At 72.9% G+C, this 24,267-nt stretch carries 25 protein-coding genes; 13 read left to right on the top strand and 12 right to left on the bottom strand.

Annotated features, from left to right (window positions below; translation table 11 throughout):
* The first annotated feature begins 23 nt into the window (after positions 1–23).
* Complete coding sequence (locus ACFRMQ_RS03475) at positions 24–1,853, top strand: acyl-CoA dehydrogenase (protein WP_380726436.1); 1,830 nt, start codon at positions 24–26, stop codon at positions 1,851–1,853.
* 268 nt (positions 1,854–2,121) lie between these two features.
* Positions 2,122–3,429 carry a M18 family aminopeptidase gene (locus ACFRMQ_RS03470; RefSeq protein ID WP_380726434.1) on the top strand — a complete coding sequence of 436 codons (1,308 nt, stop codon included), beginning with the start codon at positions 2,122–2,124 and terminating at the stop codon, positions 3,427–3,429.
* A gap of 58 nt (positions 3,430–3,487) precedes the next feature.
* Here ACFRMQ_RS03470 and ACFRMQ_RS03465 read toward each other — a convergent pair whose 3' ends face one another.
* The 3 genes from ACFRMQ_RS03465 to ACFRMQ_RS03455 are packed head-to-tail and all read right to left on the bottom strand — an operon-like array spanning position 3,488 to position 6,804.
* A complete protein-coding gene (locus ACFRMQ_RS03465; RefSeq protein ID WP_380726432.1) occupies positions 3,488–5,317 on the bottom strand; it encodes an NHL domain-containing thioredoxin family protein in 1,830 nt (609 codons plus the stop codon).
* A gap of 60 nt (positions 5,318–5,377) precedes the next feature.
* Positions 5,378–6,160, bottom strand: coding sequence for a hypothetical protein (locus ACFRMQ_RS03460; protein ID WP_380726430.1), 783 nt, complete (start codon positions 6,158–6,160; stop codon positions 5,378–5,380).
* Complete coding sequence (locus ACFRMQ_RS03455; protein ID WP_380726428.1) at positions 6,151–6,804, bottom strand: GNAT family N-acetyltransferase; 654 nt, start codon at positions 6,802–6,804, stop codon at positions 6,151–6,153. Before ACFRMQ_RS03455 ends, ACFRMQ_RS03460 begins: the two co-directional genes overlap by 10 nt.
* A 188-nt stretch (positions 6,805–6,992) precedes the next feature.
* Between ACFRMQ_RS03455 and ACFRMQ_RS03450 the strand changes: the two genes are divergently transcribed.
* Together ACFRMQ_RS03450 and ACFRMQ_RS03445 are read left to right on the top strand one after the other, a co-directional pair.
* Positions 6,993–7,481: an LURP-one-related/scramblase family protein gene (locus ACFRMQ_RS03450; protein WP_380726426.1), complete on the top strand. Its 489-nt coding sequence runs from the start codon at positions 6,993–6,995 to the stop codon at positions 7,479–7,481.
* A gap of 149 nt (positions 7,482–7,630) precedes the next feature.
* Positions 7,631–8,053 carry a DUF350 domain-containing protein gene (locus ACFRMQ_RS03445; protein ID WP_380726423.1) on the top strand — a complete coding sequence of 141 codons (423 nt, stop codon included), beginning with the start codon at positions 7,631–7,633 and terminating at the stop codon, positions 8,051–8,053.
* A 32-nt stretch (positions 8,054–8,085) separates the two neighbouring features.
* Here the strand turns inward: ACFRMQ_RS03445 and ACFRMQ_RS03440 are convergent, their stop codons facing one another.
* Entirely contained in the window at positions 8,086–8,433 is a 348-nt protein-coding gene (locus tag ACFRMQ_RS03440) for a winged helix-turn-helix transcriptional regulator (protein ID WP_380726421.1), read from the bottom strand.
* Between the two features lie 105 nt (positions 8,434–8,538).
* Here ACFRMQ_RS03440 and ACFRMQ_RS03435 point away from each other — a divergent pair, with 105 nt between their 5' ends.
* Both ACFRMQ_RS03435 and ACFRMQ_RS03430 read left to right on the top strand, forming a co-directional pair.
* Positions 8,539–9,429: an NAD(P)-dependent oxidoreductase gene (locus ACFRMQ_RS03435; protein ID WP_380726419.1), complete on the top strand. Its 891-nt coding sequence runs from the start codon at positions 8,539–8,541 to the stop codon at positions 9,427–9,429.
* A 59-nt stretch (positions 9,430–9,488) separates the two neighbouring features.
* Positions 9,489–10,058: a GNAT family N-acetyltransferase gene (locus ACFRMQ_RS03430; RefSeq protein WP_380726417.1), complete on the top strand. Its 570-nt coding sequence runs from the start codon at positions 9,489–9,491 to the stop codon at positions 10,056–10,058.
* A 107-nt stretch (positions 10,059–10,165) separates the two neighbouring features.
* Here ACFRMQ_RS03430 and ACFRMQ_RS03425 read toward each other — a convergent pair whose 3' ends face one another.
* A complete protein-coding gene (locus ACFRMQ_RS03425) occupies positions 10,166–11,221 on the bottom strand; it encodes an aldo/keto reductase (RefSeq protein WP_380726415.1) in 1,056 nt (351 codons plus the stop codon).
* A 211-nt stretch (positions 11,222–11,432) separates the two neighbouring features.
* Here ACFRMQ_RS03425 and ACFRMQ_RS03420 point away from each other — a divergent pair, with 211 nt between their 5' ends.
* Both ACFRMQ_RS03420 and ACFRMQ_RS03415 read left to right on the top strand, forming a co-directional pair.
* Positions 11,433–12,458: an NAD(P)/FAD-dependent oxidoreductase gene (locus tag ACFRMQ_RS03420; protein ID WP_380726413.1), complete on the top strand. Its 1,026-nt coding sequence runs from the start codon at positions 11,433–11,435 to the stop codon at positions 12,456–12,458.
* Positions 12,459–12,497: 39 nt separating this feature from the next.
* Entirely contained in the window at positions 12,498–13,421 is a 924-nt protein-coding gene (locus ACFRMQ_RS03415) for a methyltransferase domain-containing protein (RefSeq protein ID WP_380726411.1), read from the top strand.
* Positions 13,422–13,444: 23 nt separating this feature from the next.
* Here ACFRMQ_RS03415 and ACFRMQ_RS03410 read toward each other — a convergent pair whose 3' ends face one another.
* On the bottom strand, positions 13,445–13,609 hold the full coding sequence (locus ACFRMQ_RS03410) for a hypothetical protein (protein WP_380726409.1): 165 nt from the start codon (positions 13,607–13,609) through the stop codon (positions 13,445–13,447).
* On the opposite strand from ACFRMQ_RS03410, the gene cutA reads away from it, so the two are divergent.
* Positions 13,608–13,958 carry a divalent-cation tolerance protein CutA gene (cutA, locus tag ACFRMQ_RS03405; protein ID WP_380726407.1) on the top strand — a complete coding sequence of 117 codons (351 nt, stop codon included), beginning with the start codon at positions 13,608–13,610 and terminating at the stop codon, positions 13,956–13,958. The two genes, ACFRMQ_RS03410 and cutA, sit on opposite strands and share 2 nt — an antisense overlap.
* Positions 13,959–14,030: 72 nt before the next feature.
* On the opposite strand, the gene metG is transcribed toward cutA, so the two are convergent.
* From metG to ACFRMQ_RS03390, 3 genes are all read right to left on the bottom strand, one after another.
* Positions 14,031–15,764, bottom strand: a complete 1,734-nt coding sequence (metG, locus tag ACFRMQ_RS03400; RefSeq protein ID WP_380726405.1) for a methionine--tRNA ligase — start codon at positions 15,762–15,764, stop codon at positions 14,031–14,033.
* 111 nt (positions 15,765–15,875) lie between these two features.
* The gene (locus ACFRMQ_RS03395; protein WP_380726403.1) at positions 15,876–16,076 is read right to left on the bottom strand and encodes a DUF397 domain-containing protein; all 201 of its coding nucleotides are present in this window, start codon (positions 16,074–16,076) and stop codon (positions 15,876–15,878) included.
* Entirely contained in the window at positions 16,073–16,921 is an 849-nt protein-coding gene (locus ACFRMQ_RS03390; RefSeq protein WP_380726401.1) for a helix-turn-helix domain-containing protein, read from the bottom strand. The genes ACFRMQ_RS03395 and ACFRMQ_RS03390 overlap by 4 nt, the downstream gene beginning before the upstream one ends.
* A 324-nt stretch (positions 16,922–17,245) precedes the next feature.
* Between ACFRMQ_RS03390 and ACFRMQ_RS03385 the strand changes: the two genes are divergently transcribed.
* Positions 17,246–17,401 (top strand): hypothetical protein, encoded by a 156-nt coding sequence (locus ACFRMQ_RS03385; protein WP_380726399.1) that lies wholly within the window; start codon positions 17,246–17,248, stop codon positions 17,399–17,401.
* Positions 17,402–17,425: 24 nt separating this feature from the next.
* On the opposite strand, the gene ACFRMQ_RS03380 is transcribed toward ACFRMQ_RS03385, so the two are convergent.
* Entirely contained in the window at positions 17,426–18,028 is a 603-nt protein-coding gene (locus ACFRMQ_RS03380) for a GNAT family N-acetyltransferase (RefSeq protein WP_380726397.1), read from the bottom strand.
* A gap of 134 nt (positions 18,029–18,162) precedes the next feature.
* A complete protein-coding gene (locus ACFRMQ_RS03375; protein WP_380726395.1) occupies positions 18,163–19,446 on the bottom strand; it encodes an adenylosuccinate synthase in 1,284 nt (427 codons plus the stop codon).
* Between the two features lie 126 nt (positions 19,447–19,572).
* On the opposite strand from ACFRMQ_RS03375, the gene ACFRMQ_RS03370 reads away from it, so the two are divergent.
* The 3 genes from ACFRMQ_RS03370 (at position 19,573) to purM (ending at position 23,482) form a co-directional block, all read left to right on the top strand.
* Positions 19,573–20,418: a diacylglycerol kinase gene (locus tag ACFRMQ_RS03370; protein ID WP_380726393.1), complete on the top strand. Its 846-nt coding sequence runs from the start codon at positions 19,573–19,575 to the stop codon at positions 20,416–20,418.
* A 315-nt stretch (positions 20,419–20,733) separates the two neighbouring features.
* A complete protein-coding gene (gene purF / locus ACFRMQ_RS03365; RefSeq protein WP_380694076.1) occupies positions 20,734–22,317 on the top strand; it encodes an amidophosphoribosyltransferase in 1,584 nt (527 codons plus the stop codon).
* Positions 22,318–22,396: 79 nt separating this feature from the next.
* Positions 22,397–23,482, top strand: coding sequence for a phosphoribosylformylglycinamidine cyclo-ligase (gene purM / locus ACFRMQ_RS03360; protein WP_380726391.1), 1,086 nt, complete (start codon positions 22,397–22,399; stop codon positions 23,480–23,482).
* A 172-nt stretch (positions 23,483–23,654) separates the two neighbouring features.
* Here purM and ACFRMQ_RS03355 read toward each other — a convergent pair whose 3' ends face one another.
* A complete protein-coding gene (locus ACFRMQ_RS03355; protein ID WP_380694080.1) occupies positions 23,655–23,912 on the bottom strand; it encodes a DUF3073 domain-containing protein in 258 nt (85 codons plus the stop codon).
* Positions 23,913–24,267: the final 355 nt, after the last annotated feature.

Genomic DNA, 24,267 nt, shown 5'->3' with positions numbered 1-24,267 from the left:
GCGACGAACCGGAGATAACGGCGATGGGTCACTACAAGTCCAACCTGCGGGACGTGGAGTTCAACCTCTTCGAGGTGTTCGGCCGCGAGCAGGTGTACGGCACCGGACCGTTCGCGGACATGGACGTCGAGACCGCGAAGAACATCCTGAGCGAGATCTCGCGCCTCGCCGAGAACGACCTCGCGGCGTCCTTCGCCGACACCGACCGCAACCCGCCGGTCTTCGACCCGGAGACCAGCACCGCGCCGGTCCCGGCCACCTTCAAGAAGAGCTACCAGACCTTCATGGACGCCGAGTGGTGGCGCCTGGGCATCCCGGAGTCGATCGGCGGCCAGGTCACCCCGAACTCGCTGATCTGGGCCTTCGCCGAGCAGATCCTGGGCTCCAACCCGGCCATCTGGATGTACTCCTCCGGCCCGGCCTTCGCCGGCGTCATCGCCGACGAGGGCACCGAGGAGCAGCTGGAGATCGCCAAGCGGATGACCGACCGCCTGTGGGGCTCCACCATGGTCCTCACCGAGCCCGACGCGGGCTCCGACGTCGGCGCCGGCCGCACCAAGGCGATCCAGCAGGAGGACGGCTCCTGGCACATCGAGGGCGTGAAGCGCTTCATCACCTCGGGTGAGCACGACATGTCCGAGAACATCGTCCACATGGTGCTGGCCCGCCCCGAGGGCGGCAAGCCGGGCACCAAGGGCCTGGGCCTGTTCATCGTCCCCAAGTTCGACTTCGACTGGGAGACCGGCGAGCTGGGCGAGCGCAACGGCGTCTACGCCACCAACGTCGAGCACAAGATGGGCCTCAAGGCCTCGAACACCTGCGAGATGACCTTCGGTGCCAAGCACCCGGCCAAGGGCTGGCTGCTCGGCGAGAAGGTCGACGGCATCCGCCAGATGTTCAAGATCATCGAGTTCGCCCGCATGATGGTCGGCACGAAGGCCATCGCCACCCTCTCCACCGGCTACCTGAACGCCCTGGAGTACGCCAAGGAGCGCGTGCAGGGCGCCGACATCTCGCAGTTCCTGGACAAGACCGCCCCGCGCGTCACCATCACCCACCACCCGGACGTGCGCCGCTCGCTGCTGACCCAGAAGGCCTACGCCGAGGGCATGCGCGCGCTGGTCCTGTTCACCGCCTCCGTCCAGGACGACATGACGGCCGCCAAGCTGCGCGGCGAGCACGACGAGGCCGCCGAGCGCCTGAACGACCTGCTGCTGCCGATCGTCAAGGGCTACGGCTCGGAGAAGTCCTACGAGCAGCTCGCCCAGTCGCTCCAGACCTTCGGCGGCTCCGGGTACCTCCAGGAGTACCCGATCGAGCAGTACATCCGGGACGCCAAGATCGACACCCTGTACGAGGGCACCACGGCGATCCAGGGCCAGGACTTCTTCTTCCGCAAGATCGTCAAGGACGGCGGCCAGGCGCTCACCGTGCTGTCCGAGCAGATCCGGAAGTTCGTCGACTCCGCCGAGGGCGGCGAGGCCCTGGCCGCCGAGCGCACCCTGCTCGGCAAGGCCGCCGACGACCTGGCGGCCATCGTCGGCAAGCTGATCGCCGACCTGACCTCGGTCGAGCAGGACGTCAAGAACATGTACAAGGTGGGCCTCAACACCACCCGCCTGCTGATGGTCTCCGGCGACGTCGTGGTCGGCTGGCTGCTGCTGCGCCAGGCCGCGGTGGCCCTGGCCAAGCTGGAGGCCGGCGCCTCGGAGAAGGACGTCCCCTTCTACCAGGGCAAGGTCGCGGCGGCCCGCTTCTTCGCCAAGAACGTCCTGCCGACCATCGCCCCGCAGCGCGCGATCGCCGAGGGCATCGACAACGAGATCATGGAGCTGGCGGAGGAGGCCTTCTAGGCCCACCCCCACGACTGCCTGACACCCACCCTCACACCGAAGGGCCCGGCTGCCACCGGGCCCTTCGGTGTGTCCGGAGCCGGAACGGTCCCGGCGCGTGGGGCCGGGAACGGCCGCGGAACCCGCCGGTCGGGCGGGGCGGACACGGTTGTGTCCTGGTTGCGCATCGGATGGGATGCTCCGAGTGCCCTGTCCGTGTACCGGCATATGCTCGGGTGCGAAGCCGCTTCCCCATCCGGCTTCGGCCCTCACTCGACCCAGGAGCAGCATGTCGACCGCCGCCCGCCAGGCATTCTTCGACCGGACGCACAGCGACGATCTGATCGCGTTCCTCGGCACCTCGCCGTCCCCGTACCACGCGGTGGCGAGCGCCGCCGAGCGGCTGGAGAAGGCGGGCTTCCGGCAGGTCGCCGAGACCGAGGCGTGGGACGGCGCGGCGGGCGGGCGCTACCTGATCCGCGGCGGCGCGCTGATCGCCTGGTACCTGCCGGAGGGCGCGGGCCCCGAGACCCCGTTCCGGATCGTCGGCACCCACACCGACTCGCCCAACCTGCGGGTCAAGCCGGTGCCGGACACCGGCTCGGAGGGCTGGCGGCAGGTCGCGGTGGAGATCTACGGGGGCGTCCCGCTGAACACCTGGCTGGACCGCGACCTCGGCCTCTCCGGCCGGCTCGCGCTCAAGGACGGCACCTCCCGGCTGGTCCAGCTGGACGAGCCGCTGCTGCGGGTGCCGCAGCTGGCCATCCACCTGGACCGCCAGGTCAACGAGGGCATGAAGCTCGACAAGCAGCGCCACCTCACCCCGATCTGGGGCCTCGGCCCGGTCGACGAGGGCTCGCTGATCTCCTACGTCGCCCGGCGGGCCGGTCTGGACGCCGCCGACGTGGCCGGCTGGGACCTCATGACGCACGACGTCCAGCCCGCCTCCTACCTGGGCCGCGACCGCGAGCTGCTGGCCGGCCCGCGCCTGGACAACCTGCTCTCGGTGCACGCGGCCACCGCCGCGCTCGCCGCCGTCGCCACCGGCGAGGGCGCCGCCCGTCTGCCGTACATCCCGGTGCTGGCCGCCTTCGACCACGAGGAGACCGGCAGCGAGTCCGACACCGGCGCGCAGAGCCCGCTGCTCGGCAACGTGCTGGACCGGACGATCCACGCGCGCGGCGGCCACACCGAGGACCGGGCCCGGGCGCTCGCCGGCACCGTCTGCCTCTCCTCGGACATGGGCCACGCCGTCCACCCGAACTACAGCGAGCGGCACGAGCCGGGCCACCACCCGATGCCGAACGGCGGGCCGATCCTCAAGGTCAACGTCAACAACCGCTACGCGACCGACGGCATCGGGCGGGCGGTGTTCGCGGCCGCCTGTGAGAAGGCGGGCGTGCCGTGGCAGACCTTCGTGTCCAACAACGCCATGCCCTGCGGTACGACGATCGGCCCGATCACGGCGGCGCGGCTGGGCATCAAGACGGTGGACTGCGGCATCGCGGCGCTGTCCATGCACTCGGCGCGCGAGCTGTGCGGCGCGGAGGACCCGTACCTGCTGGCGAGCGCGATCAAGGCCTTCCTGGAGGGCTGAGGACGGTGGCGGACGGGGCCCGGCGACCGTTCGCCGGGCCCCGTCGCGTTCGCCCGTCCTACTCCATCCCGGCGAGGACCAGCGGAAGGCGGCGAGCGCCGTCGGCGACCAGCTTCACCGGCACGCCCCAGTCCTGCTGGTGCACGTGGCAGGCCGGGTACTCGATCTCCGGGTCGTCGTCGCAGGAGGCGGCCATCGCCGAGACGTGCAGCACGCCCTCGGCGACGTCGTCGGAGAGCACCAGCTCGCGGGAGAGGTCGCTGTCCGCGCCCGCGCCGGAGACCAGCAGCTCGGGCGGGGTCGCGCTGACCAGCAGCCGGGTGGACGGACCGTAGCGCTCGTCCAGCTTCTGGCCGTTCGGCGCCTCGAAGACGACGTCCAGCCGGAAGGCGCCCGGGGCGACCTCGGTGGCCGCGCGCCGGGTGCGGTGCGCCACCGCCTCGACCCGCACCGCCTCCTCGGGCAGCCGCAGCCTGGTCAGCCGGTGCCGGGCCGACTCGACCACCACGATGTCGCCGTCCGCCAGCACCGCCCCGGAGGGCTCGCGCAGGTCGGTGGCCAGCGTGCTGACCTCGCCGCTCGCCGGGTCGTAGCGGCGCAGCGCGTGGTTGTAGGTGTCGGCGACGGCCACCGAGCCGTCCGGCAGCACGGTGACGCCCAGCGGGTGCTGGAACAGGGCCTGCCCGGCGGCGCCGTCGCGGTGTCCGAAGTCGAACAGGCCGGTGCCGACGGCGGTCCGGACCGTCTTGGTTTCACGTGAAACCGAACGCAGTGCCGAGGTCTCGGAGTCGGCGACCCAGAGCCGCTCGCCGTCCGCCGAGACCGCGAGGCCGGACGGCTGGGCGAACCAGGCCTCGGCGGCAGGCCCGTCCACCAGGCCCTCGTTGGTGGTGCCGGCCGCGACCGCGACCGTGCCGGCCGCCGGGTCGTACGACCACAGCTGGTGCACGCCGGCCATCGCGATCCACACCTCGCCGTCGAACCAGGCGACGTCCCACGGCGAGGACAGGTCCACCTCGCGGGCCGGGCCCTCGGTGGCCGAGCCCTGCCACCACTGGCGGCCGGTGCCGGCCAGGGTGGTCACGCTGCCGTCGGCGAGGCGGACGCCGCGCAGGGCGTGGTTGACGGTGTCGGCGACCACCACGTCGTACGCGTGGCCCTCCGGGAGCAGCGCGAGGCCCTGCGGCTCACTGAACCGCGGGCCGACGCCGTCCGCGCCGTCGCCGTCCACCAGGCCGCGCTGCCCGTCGCCGATCCGGCGCACCACCGTCTCGCCGTCCTCGGCCAGCTCGACCAGCGAGTGGTGGCCGGAGTCGGCGACCAGGAAGTTGCCGTTCGGCAGCCGGACCGCCTTGCCGGGGAACGAGAGGACCCCGGCGCTCGGCTCCGGCGCCACGTACGGGCCGTCGCCGCGGCGCAGCGTGCCCTTCGCGGCGTGCTCGGCCTCCAGCTCCTCGACCAGCCGGGCCAGCGCGTGGGCGTGCCCCTCACCGGCGTGCTGGGCGACCACGTACCCCTCCGGGTCGATCACCACCAGCGTCGGCCAGGCCCGCACGGCGTACTGCTTCCAGGTGGCCAGCGCCGGGTCGTCCAGCACCGGGTGGTGCACCTCGTAGCGGGCCACGGCGTCGACCACGGCCTGGTGGTCGGCCTCGTGCACGAACTTCGGCGAGTGCACCCCGACGATCACCACGGTGTCGCGGTGCTTCTCCTCCAACTCCCGCAGCTCGTCCAGGACGTGCAGGCAGTTGATACAGCAGAAGGTCCAGAAGTCCAGGATGGTGATCTTGCCCCGGAAGTCGGCGAGCGCGAGCTCCTTGCCGCCGGTGTTCAGCCAACCGCCTGCCCCGACCAGCTCGGGGGCGCGTACACGTGCACGAGATGCCATGCCTGTATCCAACCGCATGGCCCGCGGGAGGAATTCCGGGCGGACGTGCCGTGACGGCGGTCAGCAGACCCGGAGGTCGGTCACGGGCTGGACGGCGACCTCGTGGCGGCACAGCCGGCCGTCGACCCACAGGGCCACGTCGATCCGCTCGCCGGGCCTGGTCAGTTCGGCGACGAGGCGGTCGGAGAAGGCGTCGAGCTCCCCGGGGTCGCCCGGCCGGCCGGTGAACCGGGCCGTGTGCCGGACGGGCAGTTCCTCGGCGCGGTAGGCGAGGGCCCACAGGAGGCCGGTGGCCTCGGCGAGCGGGGGGACGAGCCGGGTGGTCCGGGCCGGGTCGGCGGGGGCCCGGCGCAGGTTCGGGGTGGGGGCGGCCGGGAGCTCGGCGGCGGTGGGGGCTTCGGCGGCCCACCAGACGTCCAGCTCGACGGCCGCGGGCGACGCGGGGCCGAGGGCCGACCGGATGTCGGTCCAGAAGCCGGCCGGGCCGTCGGCGTCGATGTCGAAGGCGCCCTCCACCAGCCCGGTGCGGCGCAGCCGGGCGATGAGCTCCCGGCACTGGGCGCGGAGCACGGCGAAGGTGTCCTCGGGGTGGGGCGGGGACTTGGCGGGGGAGAGGTGGAGCCAGTGGTCGTAGGCGTGCCCCGGTGCGGGGGAGGGGTCGACGCGGTCGCCCGGGGCGGTGGCGACGCGGATCCACATCCGGCTGCGGCCGTCGGCCGAGACGGTCGCCCCCCAGGGACCCGACCCGTCCCGGTACGTGATGCCGAGCAGGGCGGCCAGCTCCTCGGCGGACGGCGCCCGGCCTTCGGGCCAGCGCAGGTACAGGCCGGCGTCTACGGACACGAGGTGTTCCTCGGGGGTTCGGGGCGGTGTCGGGCGGCGCTCGGTTCGACGGTCTCGCGGGCGGTCGGCCGGGTGGGCGGGGTGGCCCGGGTGGCCCGCTCGGCCGTGAGGCCGTGGAGGTCCGGGCGGGGGCGGGGCCGGGTGAGGTCGGCGTGCCAGCGGGTCTCGCCGTCCAGGGTGTGGGCGGTGGGGCACAGGCCGAGGGCGCGGGCGATCGCGGCGGAGGCGCGGTGGTCGGGGTGGATGTGGGCGACGGCCTCGGTGACGCCGGCGGCGGTGAGGTGGGCGAGCAGGGTGCGGGCGGCCTCGGTGGCCAGGCCGCGGCGCTGCCAGGGGGTGCCGATCACCCAGGCGAGTTCGGCGGCCCCGGTGCGGACGGTGGTCTGCACGTAGCCGACGAGGGCGCCGTCGGCGCGCAGCCGCAGCACCCAGTTGCCCCAGGCCTCGGCGGGGTCGGGGGAGCCGGCGGCGAGCCGGGCGCAGCGGGCGCGCGTCTCCTCGACGGTGGCCGGGCGGCCGCCGGTGAAGGCGTGCAGGGCCGGGTCGGCGAGGGCGGCGGCCAGCTCGTCGGCGTGCGCGGGGGAGATCGGCAGCAGGTCGAGGCGTTCGCCGCGCAGCTCGGCGGTGGTGAGGTCGGGGCGCATGGCGGTATTGAAGGCGATCGGGGGCCGCCACGCGACGGGTTTTGGCGCCGGTGCTTTCCCCGCGGCCGGGAACCCGGGGTCGAATGGGCGGCGTCACCGACGTCGACCGGCGTCGAACGGACGACAGGCCGGCGTCGAACCGGCGACAGAGCGGCGCCGAGCGGCGTCAACACGGAGGAGGTCCCACGGTGCGGTACCTGGTCAGGGAGAAGCTGTTCGCGGTCGGCGACGACTACTGGATCGAGGACGACCGCGGCCACAAGGCGTACCTGGTGGACGGCAAGGTCCTGCGGCTGCGCCACACCTTCGAACTGAAGGACGCCCACGGGCGGGTGGTCGCGGTGGTCAAGGAGAAGATGCTCACCGTCCGCGACGCGATGAAGATCGAGGACGCCGACGGCGAGGTGGTCGCGACCGTCCGGGAGAAGCTGTTCACCCCGTTCCGGGACAAGTACCTGGTGGAGCTGGCCTCCGGCGGCGAGCTGAAGATCCACGGCGACCTGATCGACAAGGACTACCGGATCGAGAACCACCACGGCGACGACCTGGCCCGGATCAGCCGCAAGTGGTTCCGCGTCCGGGACACCTACGGGGTGGAGATCGCCGACGGCGCGGACACGGGGCTGCTGCTGGCCGTGGCGGCCTGCGTCGACCACCTGGTGCGCGAGGAGGACTGACCGTCCCCGGTTCACCGGTCCCCGGTTCACCGGTCCCCGGTCCGCCCCGCACCGGGGTGGGGTATCTTTGCCAGCCCTTGACCCTGCCGGTCAGGGCCCCGGCCGGCCGGTCGGGGGAGGGCGAGAGCGGGCCGGGGGCCGGGACCACGATGGACGACATTCTGCACGGGCTCGGCGCGGCGGCGGCCTACGGCGCCCTCGGTGTGGTGCTGCTGCTCCTCGGCATCGGCCTGGTGGACCTGCTGACGCCCGGCAGGCTCGGCGAGCAGATCTGGGTCGAGCGCAACCGCAACGCCGCCGTCCTGCTCAGCTCCGCGCTGCTCGGCATCGGCGGCATCGTCTTCACCGCGATCGTGTACACCTACGCCGACTTCGCCAAGGGCCTGGTCTCGACGGCCTGTTACGGCCTGCTCGGGCTGGTGCTGATGGCCGTCGCGTTCTGGCTGGTGGACGTGCTGACGCCGGGCAAGCTCGGTGCGATCCTGGTCGAGCCGGAGCCGCACCCGGCGGTGTGGGTGTCGGCCGCCTGCAACATCGCGGTGGCGGCGGTGGTGTCGGCGGCGATCGCCTGACCCCCCGGCGGCCGGCACCTCCGGGAAGGCCGCTACGCCGGGTGCGGGGCCTCGCCCAGGACGTGCTCCCGCCCCCAGTCGCCCAGCGGCCCCAGCGCCGTGTTGAGGCGCCGTCCGGCCTCGGTCAGCGCGTACTCGACCCGGGGCGGCACCTCGTCGTACGCCTCCCGGTGCACGATGCCGTCCGCCTCCAGCTCGCGCAGGTGCGTGGTCAGCACCTTCTCGGTGATCCCCGGGAGCAGCCGGCGCAGCTCGCCGAAGCGGCAGCTCGGGCGCTCGCCGAGGGCCCAGAGGATCGACACCTTCCACTTGCCGCCGATCACGTCCATCGCGGCGTCGGTCCCGCAGACGTACGCCCCCGGCCTCGGCACGGTCGCCATGCCCACCCCTCCCGGCCTTCCGACCTCGATGCTCACCCCAGGGTAACCACCCACTTCCAAGTGCGTACTTGATCGTTTCCGGGCGGGCGGCGGAGGCTGATCGCCATGGCAACCAACCCCGTTGAGAACGATTCCAAGAGCCCGCTCACCCTGCTCGGCCTCGGCGCGATGGGCGCCGCGCTGGCCGATGCCTGGCTCGCCGCCGGGCACCCGCTGACCGTCTGGAACCGCACCGCCGCCCGCGCCGACGGCCTCGCCGCGCGTGGCGCCGCCGTCGCCGCCACCGCCGCGGACGCCGTCGCGGCGAACCGGCTGGTCGTCGTCTGCCTGCTCGACGACGCCTCCGTGGAGGAGGCGCTGGAGGGCCTCGACCTGGCCGGCAAGGACCTCGTCAACCTGGTCACCAGCACCCCCGGGCAGGCCAGGGTCCGCGCCGCCTGGGCCGAGGAGCGCGGCGCCCGCTACCTGGACGGCGGGATCATGGCCGTCCCGCCGATGATCGGCGTCCCGGAGGCCGGGGCGTACGTGTTCTACAGCGGCTCGGCCGAGCTGTTCGAGGAGCACGCGGGCGTCCTCGCCGCCCCGGCCGGCACCCGGTACGTGGGCGCGGACGCCGGGCACGCGGCGCTGCACGACGTGGCGCTGCTCAGCGCGATGTACGGGATGTTCGCCGGGGTCGCCCACGCGTTCGCGCTGTTCCGCGGCGAGTCCGTGGCGCCGAGCGAGCTGGCTCCGCTGCTGGGGAGCTGGCTGACCGCGATGTCCGGCTCGGTGGCCGGGACGGCGGCGCAGCTGGAGGGCGGCGACTACACCAAGGGCGTGGTGTCCAACCTGGCGATGCAGGTGGCCGGGCAGGAGACGCTGCGGCGCACCGCCGAGGAGCAGCGGGTGAGCGCCGAACTGCTGGAGCCGTACTTCCGGCTGATGGCGCGTCGTCTGGAGGCCGGCAGCGGCGCGGAGGACCTGACCGGGGTCGTCGACCTGCTGCGGCGGTGAGGGCGGGCGGACGCAGTCGACCCGCTGCGACGGCGGGGGCGGGCCGGTAACGTACCGGCATGGCAGACCTCGAAGAACGCGCCACCGTCGTCGCGTCCGACTCACGGCAGGCCGGGGCGGGGGTGGTGGTCCGACCGCGCCGCGCCGACGACCTCGCCGACTGCGTCCGGGTGTTGGGCGACGTCCACGCCGCCGACGGCTACCCCGCCGAGTGGCCCGACCACCCCGCCGACTGGCTCACCCCGGACGGCCTGCTCGCCGCCTGGATCGCCGAGTGGGACGGCCGGCTCACCGGACACGTCGGCCTCGCCCGCAGTGCCCCGGGCGACGTGGCCCCCGCCCTGTGGAGCCACCACACCGGCGGCCCCCCGGAACTCACCACCGTGATCGCCCGCTTCTACGTCGCCCCGACGGCGCGCGGCCACCTCATCGGCGCCCGGCTGCTGTCCTGCGCCGTGGCGCACGCGCGGGCGCTCGGCCTGCATCCGGTCCTGGACGTCCTCGCGACCGACACCGCCGCCCTGGCCCTCTACCGCCGGCTCGGCTGGACCCACCTCGGCGGCGACGACCGGCGGTGGGCCTCCGGCCGCACCGTCTCCGTCCACTGCTTCGCGGCCCCCCGGGGGTGAGTCCGGGCCCACCCGGCCGCGCCGGCCGGGTGGGCGTTCCTCGCCGGCCGGGTGGGCGTGCCTCGTCGGCCGGGTGGGCGTTCCGCGTCGACGTCCCGCGCCGGGGCTCAGGCCGCGGAGCGGTCCGCTTCGGGCCGGCGGCGGAGGGCGGGGGTGGTGAGGGTCGGGGGCTGCCAGGCGCCGTCGGCCCGGTAGAGGTCGGTGCCGGGCGGCACGATCTCGTCGATGCGGTCGAGGGTGGCGTCGTCCAGGGCCAGGTCGGCGGCCTTGAGGGCGGATTCGAGCTGCTCCATGGTGCGCGGGCCGATGATCACCGAGGTGACGGCCGGGTGGGCCGACGGGAAGGCGGTGGCCAGCTCGGGGAGGGTGCGGCCGAGCTCCTCGGCGAGGGCGGTGAGGGCCTCGACGGCCTCCAGCTTGGCGGCGGTGCCGGGCAGTTCCGGGTCGAAGCGGCTCGGGTTGAGGGCGGCCCGCCCCCGGCCGAGGTCGATCGGGGCGCCCTTGCGGTAGCGGCCGGTCAGGAAGCCGCCGGCCAGCGGGCCCCAGGTCAGCGCGCCCATGCCGAGCCGCTGGACGACCGGCAGCACGTCGCGCTCCACGCCCCGGGCGAGCAGCGAGTACGGCGGCTGCTCGGTGCGGAAGCGCGGCAGTGCGCGGCGCTCGGCGACGTGGTGGGCGTCCACGATCTGCTCGGCGGGGAAGGTGGAGCAGCCGAAGGCGAGGATCTTGCCGGCCCGGACGAGGTCGCCGAGGACGGCGAGGGTCTCCTCGATGTCCGTGGTGTGGTCCGGCCGGTGGATCTGGTAGAGGTCGATCCGGTCGGTGCGCAGCCGGCGCAGGCTCTCCTCGACCTCCCGGACGATCCAGCGCCGCCCGTTGCCGCTCCGGTTGCGGCCCTCGCCCATCGGGAAGTGCGCCTTGGTGGCGAGCACGATGTCGTCGCGGTCGCCGCGGGCGGCCAGCGCCTTGCCGACGATCTCCTCGGACTCGCCGGCCGAGTAGATGTCGGCGGTGTCGATGAAGTTGATGCCCCGGTCGATCGCGGTGCCGATGATCCGGGCGCAGTCGTCGTGGTCGGGGTTGCCGATGGCGCCGAACATCATCGTGCCGAGGCAGTAGGTGCTCACCTCGATGCCGGTGCCGCCGAGGGCTCGGTAGCGCATGGTGCTTCTCCCCTGGTGGTGAGTCAGTGACTGTTCAGAGGTTATGAGTTGGAGTGTGCTCCATGGCAAGGGGTGGCCGTTCCCGTCGGCTCTTCCGGGAGGGGAGGCCGGGGCGCCGCGCCGGGGGAGCGGGCGCGTGGTTTGCTGAGCCGGCAACAAAGCTTGCTGATCCGGTGAGGCCGGCCGCAGCCTGGCGGTGGAGGTGAGCGCCATGGGCGAGACGACACGGACGATGACCGGGAGCAGGGACGACGAGCGCTACGACGTGGTGGTGGTCGGCGCCGGAGCGGCGGGACTGAACGCCGCGCTGGTGCTGGGCCGGGCCCGGCGCCGCGTCGCCGTGGTGGACGCCGGAGAGCCGCGCAACGCGCCCGCCGCCCACATGCACGGCTACCTGAGCCGGGACGGCATGCCCCCGGCCGCCCTGCTGGCGGTCGGGCGGGAGGAGGTCGCCCGGTACGGGGTGGACCTGATCGACGCCCGGGTCGAGCACATCGAGGGCGCCGAGCGCATCGAGGCCGCCGAGGGTGCCGAGAACGCCGACCGGCTCGCCGCGGGCTTCCTGGTCCACCTGGCCGGCGGCCCGGTGCTGCGCGCCCGCCGGGTGGTCGTCGCCACCGGCCTGCGCGACGGGCTGCCGGAACTGCCGGGCCTGGCCGAGCGCTGGGGCCGGGACGTGCTGCACTGCCCGTACTGCCACGCCTGGGAGGTCCGCGACCGGCCGCTCGGGGTGCTCGGCACCGGCCCGGGGGCGGTCGATCAGGCGCTGCTGCTGCGGCAGTGGTCGGCGGACGTGGTGCTGCTCGCGCACACCCTCACGCTGACCGACGCCGAGCGGGAACGGCTCGCCGCCCGGCAGGTCCGGGTGGTCGAGGGCCGGATCGTCCGCCTGGTGTCCGATGACGGGCGGCTGCGCGGCGTCGAGCTCGCGAACGGGCGGGTGGTGCCGCGCGAGGCGGTGTTCGTCTTCCCCCAGCCGGTGCCCCGGGACGCCCTGCTCTTCGGTCTCGACTGCGCGCGCGACGACGACGGCTGGGTCGCCACCGACCGGACCGGCCGTACCAGCCTCCCCGGGGTCTGGGCGGTCGGCAACGTCGCCGACCCGCGCGCCAAGGTGGTCACCGCCGCCGGGATGGGCGCGGCGGCGGCCTTCGCGCTCGACCACGACCTCGTGGCGGAGGAGATCGACCAGGCGGTCGAGCACCACCGCGCGTCCGGCGCCGCCCTGCCCGCCTGAGCCGGGAAGCTTTCGTCAACCCACGATCGGAGAATCCGGATGTCAGCGCACCAGCACCACAGTCACTCCCACGGCCACTCCCACGGGCACTCCCACGGGCACGGCCACGGGAACGGTCACGGGAACGTCCCCGCCGCCGACCTCGACTGGGACGCGCTCGCCGCCCACCTGGAGCTGGAGGCCGATCTGCGGGCCGGCGCCGTCACCGAGGCCGGCCGGTGGCTGCTCGGCCTGCACGGCGAGGGCGAGGTGCGGCGGGTCCTGGACGTCGGCAGCGGGCCCGGCGTGATCGCCGGACTGCTGGCGGAGGTGTTCCCGGCGGCCGAGGTGGTGGCCGTCGACCAGTCGGCCGCCCTGCTGGAGCGAGCCCGGACCCGCTCGGGCGGTCGGCTCGGCATCCAACAGGCCGACCTGCCCGCCGAGTTCGACAAGCTCGGCGAGGCCGACCTGATCTGGTCCGGCAACGCCATCCACCACCTGGGCGACCAGCAGGCCGCGCTCGCCTCGCTCGCCCGAGTGCTGCGCCCCGGCGGGCTGCTGGCGGTCGCCGAGAGCGGCCTGCCGGCCCGCTACCTGCCGCGCGACTTCGGTCTCGGCCGGCCTGGCTTCCAGGCCCGGATGGACGCCGCCCACGAGGACGGCTTCAGTGCCATGCGGGCCGAACTGCCGGGCAGCACGCCGGAGATCGAGGACTGGCCGGCCATGCTCGGCCGGGCCGGACTGACCCCGGTCGGCACCCGCACCTTCCTGGTCGATCACCCGGCCCCGTTGGCCGGCCCCGTCCGCGGTTACCTGCACACTCAGCTGGCCCGCCGGCACGACCAGCTCGCCGAGCAGCTCGACGCCGAGGACCGGGCGACGCTGGAGGCCCTGCTCGACGAGGACGCCCCCACCGGCATCCTGCGCCGCCCGGACGCCTTCTACCTCTCGGCGATGACCGTCCACACGGCCCGCCGCGACTGACCGGGCCGGCCCGCCAACGCCGGTCAGGAAGCGAAGAGGCCCGCCGTCACGCGGCGGCGGGCGGTCGGGTCGTCCAGCCACGGGTAGTGCCCGGCGGCCGGGCGGGTGCCCGGACTGCCCCAGGCCCCCGGGCCGCCCCGGCCGCCGTGGGGGCGCTCGCCGCACGGCTCCCGGTACCGTCGGGGCATGACAGCGAGCGAGCGGCGTTTCGTCGTGGTGACCACCACCCACGAGAGCGAGGAGCGGGCCCGGGCCCTGGCGTCCGCCGTGGTGCGGGAGCGGCTGGCGGCCTGCGCCCAGGTGTACCCGGTGCGGTCGGTGTACTGGTGGGACGGTGAGGTGCGGGACGCCGAGGAGTGGCGGATCGACCTCAAGACCCGGGCCGAACTGGCCGACCGGCTGGGCGCGTTCGTGGCGGAGCGGCACTCCTACGAGACGCCCGAGGTGATCGCCGTGCCGGTGGCGGGCGGCAGCCGGGACTACCTGGCCTGGGTGGTCGAGGAGACGGCCGCGCCCGGGCGGGGCGTGGCGGAGTAGCCCAGCCGCGCCGCCCGCGCCGCCCGCGCCGCCCGCGCCGCCCGCATCAGCCGTACCGGCCGATCGGGCCGGTCAGGCCGCCGAGCCGCCGAAGCGCTCCGTCCAGGCCGCCAGCTCCTCGTCCGTGATCTTGGCGAACAGCACCGGCGGCACCGTGAACGCCGTCCCGGCCGGCACCAGGTCCAGTGCCCGAGCCCGCTCCGGGCCGACCCAGGCGGGGGTGGCCGTCGGAGCGTCCCCGGGCAGCGCGAAGGCCGCGCGCATCGCCGCCGCCGCGGTCGGGATGAACGGCTCGGAGACCACCGCGTACAGCTGGATCAGGTTCATCGCCGTGCGCAGGGTCAGCGCCGCCGCGTCCGGGTCCGTCTTCACCTGGAGCCAGGGCGCCTTCTCGTCCAGGTAGGCGTTGCCGGCGCTCCACAGCGCGCGCAGCGCCTGCGCCGCCTTGCGGAAGTTGAGCGCGTCCAACTGGGCCTCGTACTCGGCGAGCAGGCCCGCGACCTGCTCGCCGAGGCGCCGCTCGGGCTCGCCCGCCGGGTGGCCGCCCGGGACGTCGTCGCCGAAGCGCTTGCGGCTGAAGGAGAGCACCCGGTTGACGAAGTTGCCGAGGGTGTCGGCGAGGTCCTTGTTGACCACCGAGGCGAACAGGTCCCAGGTGAAACTGGAGTCGTCCGACTCGGGGGCGTGCGCCATCAGGAAGTAGCGCCAGTAGTCGGCGGGCAGCAGCTCCAGCGCGACGTCGGTGAAGACGCCGCGCTTCTGGCTGGTGGAGAACTTCCCGCCGTAGTACGTCAGCCAGTTGAAGGCCTTGACGTAGTCGACCTTCTTCCACGGGCGGCGCGAGCCGAGCAGGGTGGCCGGGAACATCACGGTGTGGAACGGGACGTTGTCCTTGGCCATGAACTCGGTGTACCGGACGGTCTCGTCGACGTCGTACCACCAGGACTCCCAGTCCCGGGGCTGCCCGGCCGGAGCCGCGTCCGCCCACTCCTTGGTGGCGCCGATGTACTCGATCGGGGCGTCGAACCAGACGTAGAACACCTTGCCCTCGGCGGCCAGTTCGGGCCACACATCGGCCGGCACCGGGACGCCCCACTCCAGGTCGCGGGTGATCGAGCGGTCCTGGAGGCCCTCGGTCAGCCACTTGCGGGCGATCGAGGAGGCCAGCACCGGCCAGTCGTCGCCGTGGGCGGCGATCCAGCCCTCGACCTCCTCGGTGAGCTCGGACTGGAGCAGGAACAGGTGGCGGGTCTCCCGGACCTCCAGGTCGGAGCTGCCGCTGATGGCCGAGCGCGGCTCCAGCAGGTCGGTCGGGTCCAGCACCCGGGTGCAGTTCTCGCACTGGTCGCCGCGCGCCTTGTCGTAGCCGCAGTGCGGGCAGGTGCCGACGATGTAGCGGTCCGGCAGGAAGCGGCCGTCGGCGTTGGAGTACACCTGGCGGACGGCGCGCTCCTCGATGAAGCCGTTGCGCTGGAGCTCGCGGGCGATCTCCTGGGTGATCTCCCGGTTCTGCGGCGAGGAGCTGCGGCCGAAGTGGTCGAAGGAGAGCCCGAAGCCGTCGTACACCGCCCTCTGCGCCTCGTGCGCCCGCGCGCAGAACTCCGCGACCGGCAACCCGGCTTCCTGGGCGGCCAGTTCGGCGGGGGTGCCGTGCTCGTCGGTGGCGCAGACGAAGAGCACCTCGTGGCCGCGGCGGCGCAGGTACCGGGCGTAGACGTCCGCCGGGAGCATCGACCCGACCATGTTGCCCAGGTGCTTGATCCCGTTGATGTACGGAAGGGCGCTGGTGATCAGGTGCCGAGCCATCCTCGGGTGCTCCGATTCTCCCGCACGCGCACCCCACCCGGAGGGCCGTGCCAGGCGCAGGGGTCACTGTGGGCCGCCAGCCTAGCGCCGTGGGGAGCGTGGGGCCGGACGTCAGGGCCGGGTGAAGTCGCCGTATCCGTCGAACTCCCCGGACTTCACCCCGCGGACGAAGGCGGCCCACTTGCGCGGCGTGGTGCGCACGACGATCTCGGGCCGGTCCGACTCGCGGATCTCCACCAGCTCGCCCGCCGCCCGGACTTCGACGCAGTCGGTGCTCTCCCCGCTGGCCGTCGCCTTGCGCCAGGTACTCATGCGAAGTCTTTCAGCAGGGTCCGGATGAAGTCCCTGGACTCGTCCGCCCCGAGTGCGATCCCCGCGGTCTCCTCCTTGATCCGGCGGTAGGAGGCCAGTTCGGCCTGGGTGTGGACGAACTTCGGTCCGTGGGAGAGGTCGATCTGGACGGTGTCGAGTTCCGGGACGGGCCCGCGGGCGAGGTACAGGCTCTCCCCGGAGCCGGTGTAGGTGGGCACGCTGAACGGGATCACCCGGATCTCCACCCCGGGCCGCTCGGAGTTCTCCAGCAGGCCCCGCAGCTGTTCGCGCAGCACGTCCGGACCGCCGAACTGCATGCGCAGCGCCGACTCGTGGAGGAACGCGCTGTACGGCTTCGGCTGGTCGACGAAGATCTGCTGGCGCCGGATCCGGAACGCCTTCCGGACGTCCGCCTCCTGCCGGTACTGCGGGGGGAGCCGCTCGAAGACCGCGGCGGCGTACTCCGGGGTCTGGAGCAGGCCGGGGATGAAGGTGCTGTTCAGGATGGACAGGGAGGCCGCGTGGTGTTCCATCTCCGCGATGTCGATGATCGCGTTCGGCAGCCGGCCGCGGAAGCCGTCCCACCAGTACTTGCGCCGGTCCTGCGTCATCGCCAACAGCGCGTCCAGATAGGGGCCTTCCTCGCAGCCGCAGGTGCCCGCCCAGATCCGGAGCCGCTCGGCGCTGATGCCCGACTTGCCGTTCTCCATCTGGGAGATCTTGGGCAGGTCGGTGCCGATGGTGGCGGCCAGGCTCTTGGGCGTGACGCCCACGCGTTCGCGCATCCTGCGCAACTCGATCCCGAGGCGCTGCTGGCGCACGGTCGGCGACAAGCGGGGTGGCATGACTATCTTCTCCGGGTCGCGGCTGCGTCGATGCTTCCGGTGAAGTGTGCCGCGCACACCTGGCCCTAGCTACCGAAACGGGGGATACCCCACGATGGAGTGAACGTCTTCCTGCTCGGTAGCAACTCTGGCACCTTGACCCTATGGTCGTCCGTGTCACTCGCTGACTTGTTTCTGCCTAAACAGTCGTCAATCAGCCGTCAACACCCACCAGATGCATGGTCGCGGCGCCCGAAATCACCGACCGGAGACAGCCATGCCCTTCCCCCCGCCCCCCGGCCTCCTCCGCCGGCCGCTTCCTCACCAGCGCACTTCCGCGGCCCGGTGAACACCCTCCTCGTCGCCGGACTGTCGGCGCTCCTGCTCGCCGTCCTGTTCGTCGGCTGGCTGGTCTGGCTGGTGAACATCCAGGCCTGTGAACCCCACCCCGCCAAGCCCGAGTTCGCCGCCGGCGGTTCCGCCTCCGGCGAGCGGACGTAGCGCCAGCCCGGCTCCCGCCCCGCCTCAGCCTCGGGAAAGCCGTTCCGCCAGACGGGACTTGGCGGCCGGCCACTCGTCGGCGAGCATCGAGAAGTAGGCGCTGTCGCGCCAGGTGCCGTCGGGGCGCAGACGGTCGCGGCGGTGGGTGCCCTCGTACTGGGCGCCGAGGCGCCGGATGGCGGTGCGGGAGCGCTCGTTGCGGGCGTCGGTCTTCCAGAAGACGCGGCCCATGCCGAGGTCCTCGAAGGCGTGGGCGAGCAGCAGCAGCTTGGCCTCGGTGTTGACCGCCGTGCGCCAGACGGAGCGAGCGTACCAGGTGCCGCCGATCTCCAGGTACTCGTCCCGGGCGCTGAAGTCGTGGTAGCCGGTGGCGCCGACGGCCCGGCCGCTGCCGAGGTCGACGACGGCGAAGTTCACCGATTCGCCGGCGGCCTCCTCCGCGACGCGGAGGTCGAGGACCGCGCCGAACTCCCGCTCCGAAGCCGGCGGCAGGTGCGTGGTCCAGCGCCAGACCTCGGGTTCGGAGCCGACGGTGGCCCAGAGGTCGGCGAGGTGGCGGCGCTCCAGCGGCTCCAGGCGGATGTGGCGGCCGGTGAGGGTGACGGGGGTGGGCGGCTTCGCGGTCATGATCCAAAAGTAGCCCCGTTTTGCACTAGAGGCAATGGATGTCTGCACTAGTGCAAATGGCGGGAGGGGGAACGCGAAGGGCCCCGCAGGACGGGTGTCCTGCGGGGCCCTCGGTGGAACGCGGGGGCGGACGATCAGAGGAAGGAGTTGATCTGGATCGTCTCGGTCCGGCCCGGGCCGACGCCGATGGCCGAGATCGGCGCGCCCGACATCTCCTCCAGCGCCTTCACGTACGCCTGGGCGTTCTTCGGCAGCTCGGCGAAGGTCTTCGCCTTGCTGATGTCCTCGGTCCAGCCCGGCAGCGTCTCGTAGATCGGCTTGGCGTGGTGGAAGTCCGACTGGTTGTAGGGGAGCTCCTCGACCCGCTTGCCGTCGATCTCGTACGCGACGCAGACCGGGATCTGCTCCCAGCCGGTCAGCACGTCGAGCTTGGTGAGGAAGAAGTCGGTGAGGCCGTTGACCCTGGTCGCGTAGCGCGCGATGACGGCGTCGAACCAGCCGCAGCGGCGGTCACGGCCGGTGGTGACACCGCGCTCGCCGCCGATCCGGCGCAGCGCCTCGCCGTCCTCGTCGAGCAGCTCGGTCGGGAACGGGCCCGAGCCGACGCGGGTGGTGTAGGCCTTGAGGATGCCGATGACCCGGTCGATCTTGGTCGGGCCGATGCCGGCGCCGGTGCAGGCGCCGCCCGCGGTCGGGTTCGACGAGGTCACGAAGGGGTACGTGCCGTGGTCGACGTCGAGCAGGGTGCCCTGGCCGCCCTCCAGCAGGACGACCTTGTCCGCCTTCAGCGCCTCGTCCAGGACGAGGGTGGTGTCGGCGAGGAACGGCTTGATCTGCTCCGCGTAGCCCAGGTACTCCTCGACCACCAGGTCGGCCGGGATGGTGCGGCGGTTGTACAGCTTGACCAGGATCTGGTTCTTGTCGTGCAGCGCCGCCTCGATCTTCTGGCGCAGGATCGACTCGTCGAACAGGTCCTGGACCCGGATGCCGACGCGGTTGATCTTGTCCGCGTAGGTCGGGCCGATGCCGCGGCCGGTGGTGCCGATCCGGCGCTTGCCGAGGAAGCGCTCGGTGACCTTGTCCAGGGTCCGGTGGTACGGGGTGATCAGGTGGGCGTTGCCCGAGATCAGCAGCTTCGAGGTGTCGATGCCGCGGTCGTTCAGGCCGGCCAGCTCGGAGAGCAGCACGGCCGGGTCGATCACGACGCCGTTGCCGATCACCGGCGTCACGTTCGGGCTGAGGATTCCGGAAGGGAGCAGGTGCAGGGCGTACTTCTGGTCGCCGATGACCACCGTGTGACCGGCGTTGTTGCCGCCCTGGTAGCGGACCACGTAGTCGACGGAGCCGCCGAGGAGGTCGGTGGCCTTCCCCTTGCCCTCGTCTCCCCACTGAGCGCCAACGAGCACGAGTGCCGGCACAGGCGTACACCCCTTCCGGTTGGGGCATCCTGCGTAGGCCGCAGTCTGCCCCGAGATAGACGAAGCCCCTGGCGCAATGGCGCAAGGGGCTCTTGCACCGAGAGATTACCTGAGGAAGGACCGGTCGTGTCGTCCCTGTCCACGCCTGCCACCGGCGGCCCGGAGCCGCTCCTGCTGCTCCTCGACCCGGTGGCCCGGCAGACCGACGGCGAGTCGGTGCGGATCGCGAAGGACGTGCTCTGCGGGGGCGCGGACGCCAAGGTGGTCTTCCCGGAGAGCCCTTCCGAGCTCGACCGGGTGCTTTCGCACCGGGGTCGGAGGCGACCGGTGGTGATCGGTTCCGACCTCGCGCTCCAGCGGGTGCTCCAGGCGCTGCATCGCCAGCGTGAGCTGGGCACCGAACCGGTGGGGATGGTTCCGGTCGGCCGCGCGGAGGAGCTGCTGGCGGCCCGCGCGCTCGGCGTGCCGGAGGAGCCGGTCCGGGCGGCGCGGGCGGTGCTGTCGGGAGCCCCGCGCCGGCTCGACCTGCTGGTGGACGACGGCGGCGGGGTGGCGCTGGGCGGGGTGCGGATCGCCGGCGGGAGCACCCGCCGGCCGGTGGGCCGCGCGGGTGGCTGGCGTTCGCTATGGGCGAAACTGGCTGCGGCCGAGCAGGCGAACGTACTCACTCCGGACGACTCCGACCACGGCTCCCGGGTCCGGGTCGAGGCCGACGGCCGGCTGCTCGCGGACGTCCACCGGCCGGTCCGGCTGGTCCAGGTCACGCTCCGGTCGGGCACCGCGGACGGAACGGGCGAGCTGGAGGTGGTGGTCGCCGCCGCCGGAGCCCTGGTGCGGGCCCGGGCGGCGAGCGTCTCGGTGGTCGGCCGGGGCTTCGACTACGAGGCCGACGGCCACCCGGTCGGCCCGGTCCGCGCCCGGACCTGGACGGTGCACCCGGCCGCCTGGGGGCTGCTGCTGCCCGCGGCCTGAGTCCGGGACGCCCGCGGGCCCGGGCCTCGGGCGTCCCGACGGGTGCCGGGACCGGCGGGCGACGGCCGGGCGACGGGCGGAAGAACCCCGGGTGAGCAGGCTCACGTTCCACCGCCCCCCGACAGCCGCCGCCGGCCGCGCGGAACTCCCCAACAGGCGCGAACCGCAAGGCCAACCGCCACCCGCGGGAATTGCCCCCACCCGAAATCCCCGCCCGGTAAGGGGTTTTGTCTACGCGCGTTAACCCGCCGTCACCGGACGAAGCGGCAGTCCCGGGTTCCGGAAGCCCTGGTCAACTGCCCTAGACTCGAAGGCGTGCCACGTGGTGACGGAAGACTCAACCACGATCTTCTTCCCGGTGAGAAAGGCCCCCAGGACGCTTGCGGCGTCTTCGGTGTCTGGGCTCCCGGCGAGGAGGTCGCCAAGCTCACGTTCTTCGGCCTTTACGCCCTGCAGCACCGCGGTCAGGAATCCGCGGGCATCGCAGTGAGCAACGGCTCCCAGATTCTCGTCTTCAAGGACATGGGACTCGTCTCCCAGGTCTTCGACGAGGCCTCGCTGGGGTCGTTGCACGGGCATATCGCCGTCGGACACGCCCGCTACTCGACCACCGGTTCCTCGGTCTGGGAGAACGCCCAGCCGACCTTCCGGGCGACCGTGCACGGTTCGCTGGCCCTCGGGCACAACGGAAACCTGGTGAACACCGCCGAACTGGCGGCCATGGTCGCCGAGCTGCCCGGCGAGGAGCACATCTCGCGCTCCGGCCGGACCGCCGCGACCAACGACACCGACCTGGTGACGGCCCTGCTGGCCGGCCACCCGGACCTCTCCATCGAGGAGACGGCCAAGGTCGTGCTGCCCAAGGTCAAGGGCGCCTTCTCGCTCGTCTTCATGGACGAGCACACCCTCTACGCCGCCCGCGACCCCCAGGGCATCCGCCCGCTGGTGCTCGGCCGGCTGGAGCGCGGCTGGGTGGTCGCCTCCGAGACGGCGGCGCTGGACATCTGCGGCGCCTCCTTCATCCGCGAGGTCGAGCCCGGCGAGCTCATCGCCATCGACGAGAACGGCATGCGCAGCTCCCGGTTCGCCGAGGCCAAGCCCAAGGGCTGCGTGTTCGAGTACGTCTACCTGGCCCGCCCCGACACCTCCATCGCCGGCCGCAACGTGCACCTCTCCCGCGTGGAGATGGGCCGTCGGCTCGCGAAGGAGGCCCCCGTCGAGGCCGACCTGGTGATAGCCACGCCCGAGTCCGGCACCCCCGCCGCGATCGGCTACGCCGAGGCGAGCGGCATCCCGTACGGCTCCGGCCTGGTGAAGAACGCCTACGTGGGCCGCACCTTCATCCAGCCCAGCCAGACGATCCGCCAGCTCGGCATCCGGCTCAAGCTCAACCCGCTGCGCGAGGTCATCGCCGGCAAGCGCCTGGTGGTCGTGGACGACTCGATCGTCCGCGGCAACACCCAGCGCGCGCTGGTGAAGATGCTGCGCGAGGCGGGCGCCGCCGAGGTCCACATCCGGATCTCCTCGCCGCCGGTGAAGTGGCCCTGCTTCTTCGGCATCGACTTCGCCACCCGCGCGGAGCTGATCGCCAACGGCATGACCATCGAGGAGATCGGCCGCACGCTCGGCGCCGACTCGCTCTCCTACATCTCGATCGACGGCATGATCGAGGCCACCAAGCAGCCCAAGGACAGGCTCTGCCGGGCCTGCTTCGACGGCGAGTACCCGATGGAGCTGCCGGACCCGGCGCTGCTCGGCAAGCTCCTGCTGGAGGCCGAGATCAAGGGCAGCCAGCAGCCGCCGGCCGTCCGCGGCAAGCCGACCAGCGGCAGCGACCTGGACGGCGTCCAGTCGCTGCTCGGCGGGGCGGGCGCGGCCGACGCGCTGCGCCGCCCGTAAGAACCCACGGTGGGGTCCCGAGAACCGGGACCCCACCGCTGTTCCAACCCCCCACCCTGACCCGAGAGGGCCGCACGCAGTGACCAGGAACCAGAACGGCGCCACCTACGCCGCCGCCGGTGTCGACATCGAGGCGGGCGACCGCGCCGTCGAGCTCATGAAGCAGTGGGTGAAGAAGGCCGGCCGCCCCGAGGTGGTCGGCGGTCTCGGCGGCTTCGCCGGCCTCTTCGACGCGTCCGCCTTCAAGAACTACGAGCGGCCGCTGCTGGCCTCGGCCACCGACGGCGTGGGGACCAAGGTGGCCATCGCGGCCGCCATGGACAAGCACGACACCATCGGCCACGACCTGGTCGGCATGGTCGTCGACGACCTGGTGGTGTGCGGCGCCGAGCCGCTGTTCATGACCGACTACATCTGCGTCGGCAAGGTCGTCCCGGAGCGGGTCGCCTCGATCGTCAAGGGCATCGCCGAGGGCTGCGCCCTGGCCGGCTGCGCCCTGGTCGGCGGCGAGACCGCCGAGCACCCGGGCCTGCTGGGTCCGGACGAGTACGACGTCGCGGGCGCCGGCACCGGTGTGGTGGAGGCCGACGCGCTGCTCGGCGCGGAGCGCGTCCGGGCCGGCGACGTGGTGATCGCGATGGCCGCCTCCGGCCTGCACTCCAACGGCTACTCGCTGGTCCGTCACGTGCTGCTGAACGAGGCCGGCTGGAACCTGGACCGCAAGGTCGAGGAGTTCGGCCGCACCCTCGGCGAGGAGCTGCTGGAGCCGACCCGGATCTACTCGCTGGACTGCCTGGCGCTCACCCGCGCCACCGAGGTGCACGCCTTCTCGCACGTCACCGGCGGCGGTCTGGCGGCGAACCTGGCCCGGGTCATCCCGGAGGGCCTGCACGCCCGCCTGGACCGCGGCACCTGGACCCCGCTGCCGGTCTTCCAGACCGTGGCCGAGGTCGGCCAGGTGGCCACCCTGGAGATCGAGAAGACGCTGAACATGGGCGTCGGCATGGTCGCGGTCGTCCCGCCGCACTCGGTGGACGCCGTGCTGTCGATCCTGGAGGACCGCGGCGTGGAGTCCTGGCTGCTGGGCGACATCGTCGAGCGCGCCGACGAGCACGAGGGCGGCGCGGCCCTCTACAACGCCTACGAGGGCTTCCGGGCGAGCTGATCGTCCGGTGCCGACGGGAGGGCCCCTCCGGTGCGCCGGAGGGGCCCTCCCGCGTACCGGAACGGTCCTGGGGCGGCCGGGGGCGCTCCCGGGCTACCGAACCCGGCCGAGGGAACGCCGAAGACCGGCCCGGCGCCCTGGGCGCCCGGACCGGTCCGGCGGGACTGCTCGGTTACGAGCGGCGGGAGGCCTGCGAGGCCCCGGGGCCCGACCCGCTGTCGTCCTCGTCGTCGAGGTCGGCGTAGCGGGCGGCGTACTCCGCATAGGGGTCGTCGTCCTCCACTTCCTCGATCGGCTCTGGCTCGATCGCAGGAGTGGACGGCGATACGCCCAGCTCGTTGGACAGACGGTTAGCGTCGAACCCGCCGCTGTTGTACTTCAGCTCGCGGGCGACCTTCGTCTGCTTGGCCTTGGCCCGGCCGCGCCCCATGGGTCGACCCCCTCAACGATGGGGCTCACGGCCCCGCTGACACGTGTTCATGATCAGGACCGGCGCCTGCCCGAATGGGAGAGGCCGTCCCTTGGAGCATTAACGGTACCTGTTTCCGCCGCTGGACGGTACGTCGTCGGTGTGACGTGGCGCGCACCGACCGCACCCGAGGCCAGGTCTTTCCAGGTCAAGGGAGGTTTTGCGGCGATTTTCGCGCTGTCCGGAGGTGTCTGAGGTCCGTCGTTCCAGGACCGATTATCCCCCCTAGGGGGACCTCGGATCACCCGTTCGGGCGGAGAAGTGAGAATCCGGTTCCACATTGTGATGCGCGGGGGGCCTCGGTGGAGGCCCCCCG

This window comes from Kitasatospora sp. NPDC056783 (assembly GCF_042789895.1).
GTDB lineage: Bacteria > Actinomycetota > Actinomycetes > Streptomycetales > Streptomycetaceae > Kitasatospora.
This window is presented reverse-complemented; position numbering and strand designations above follow the sequence as displayed.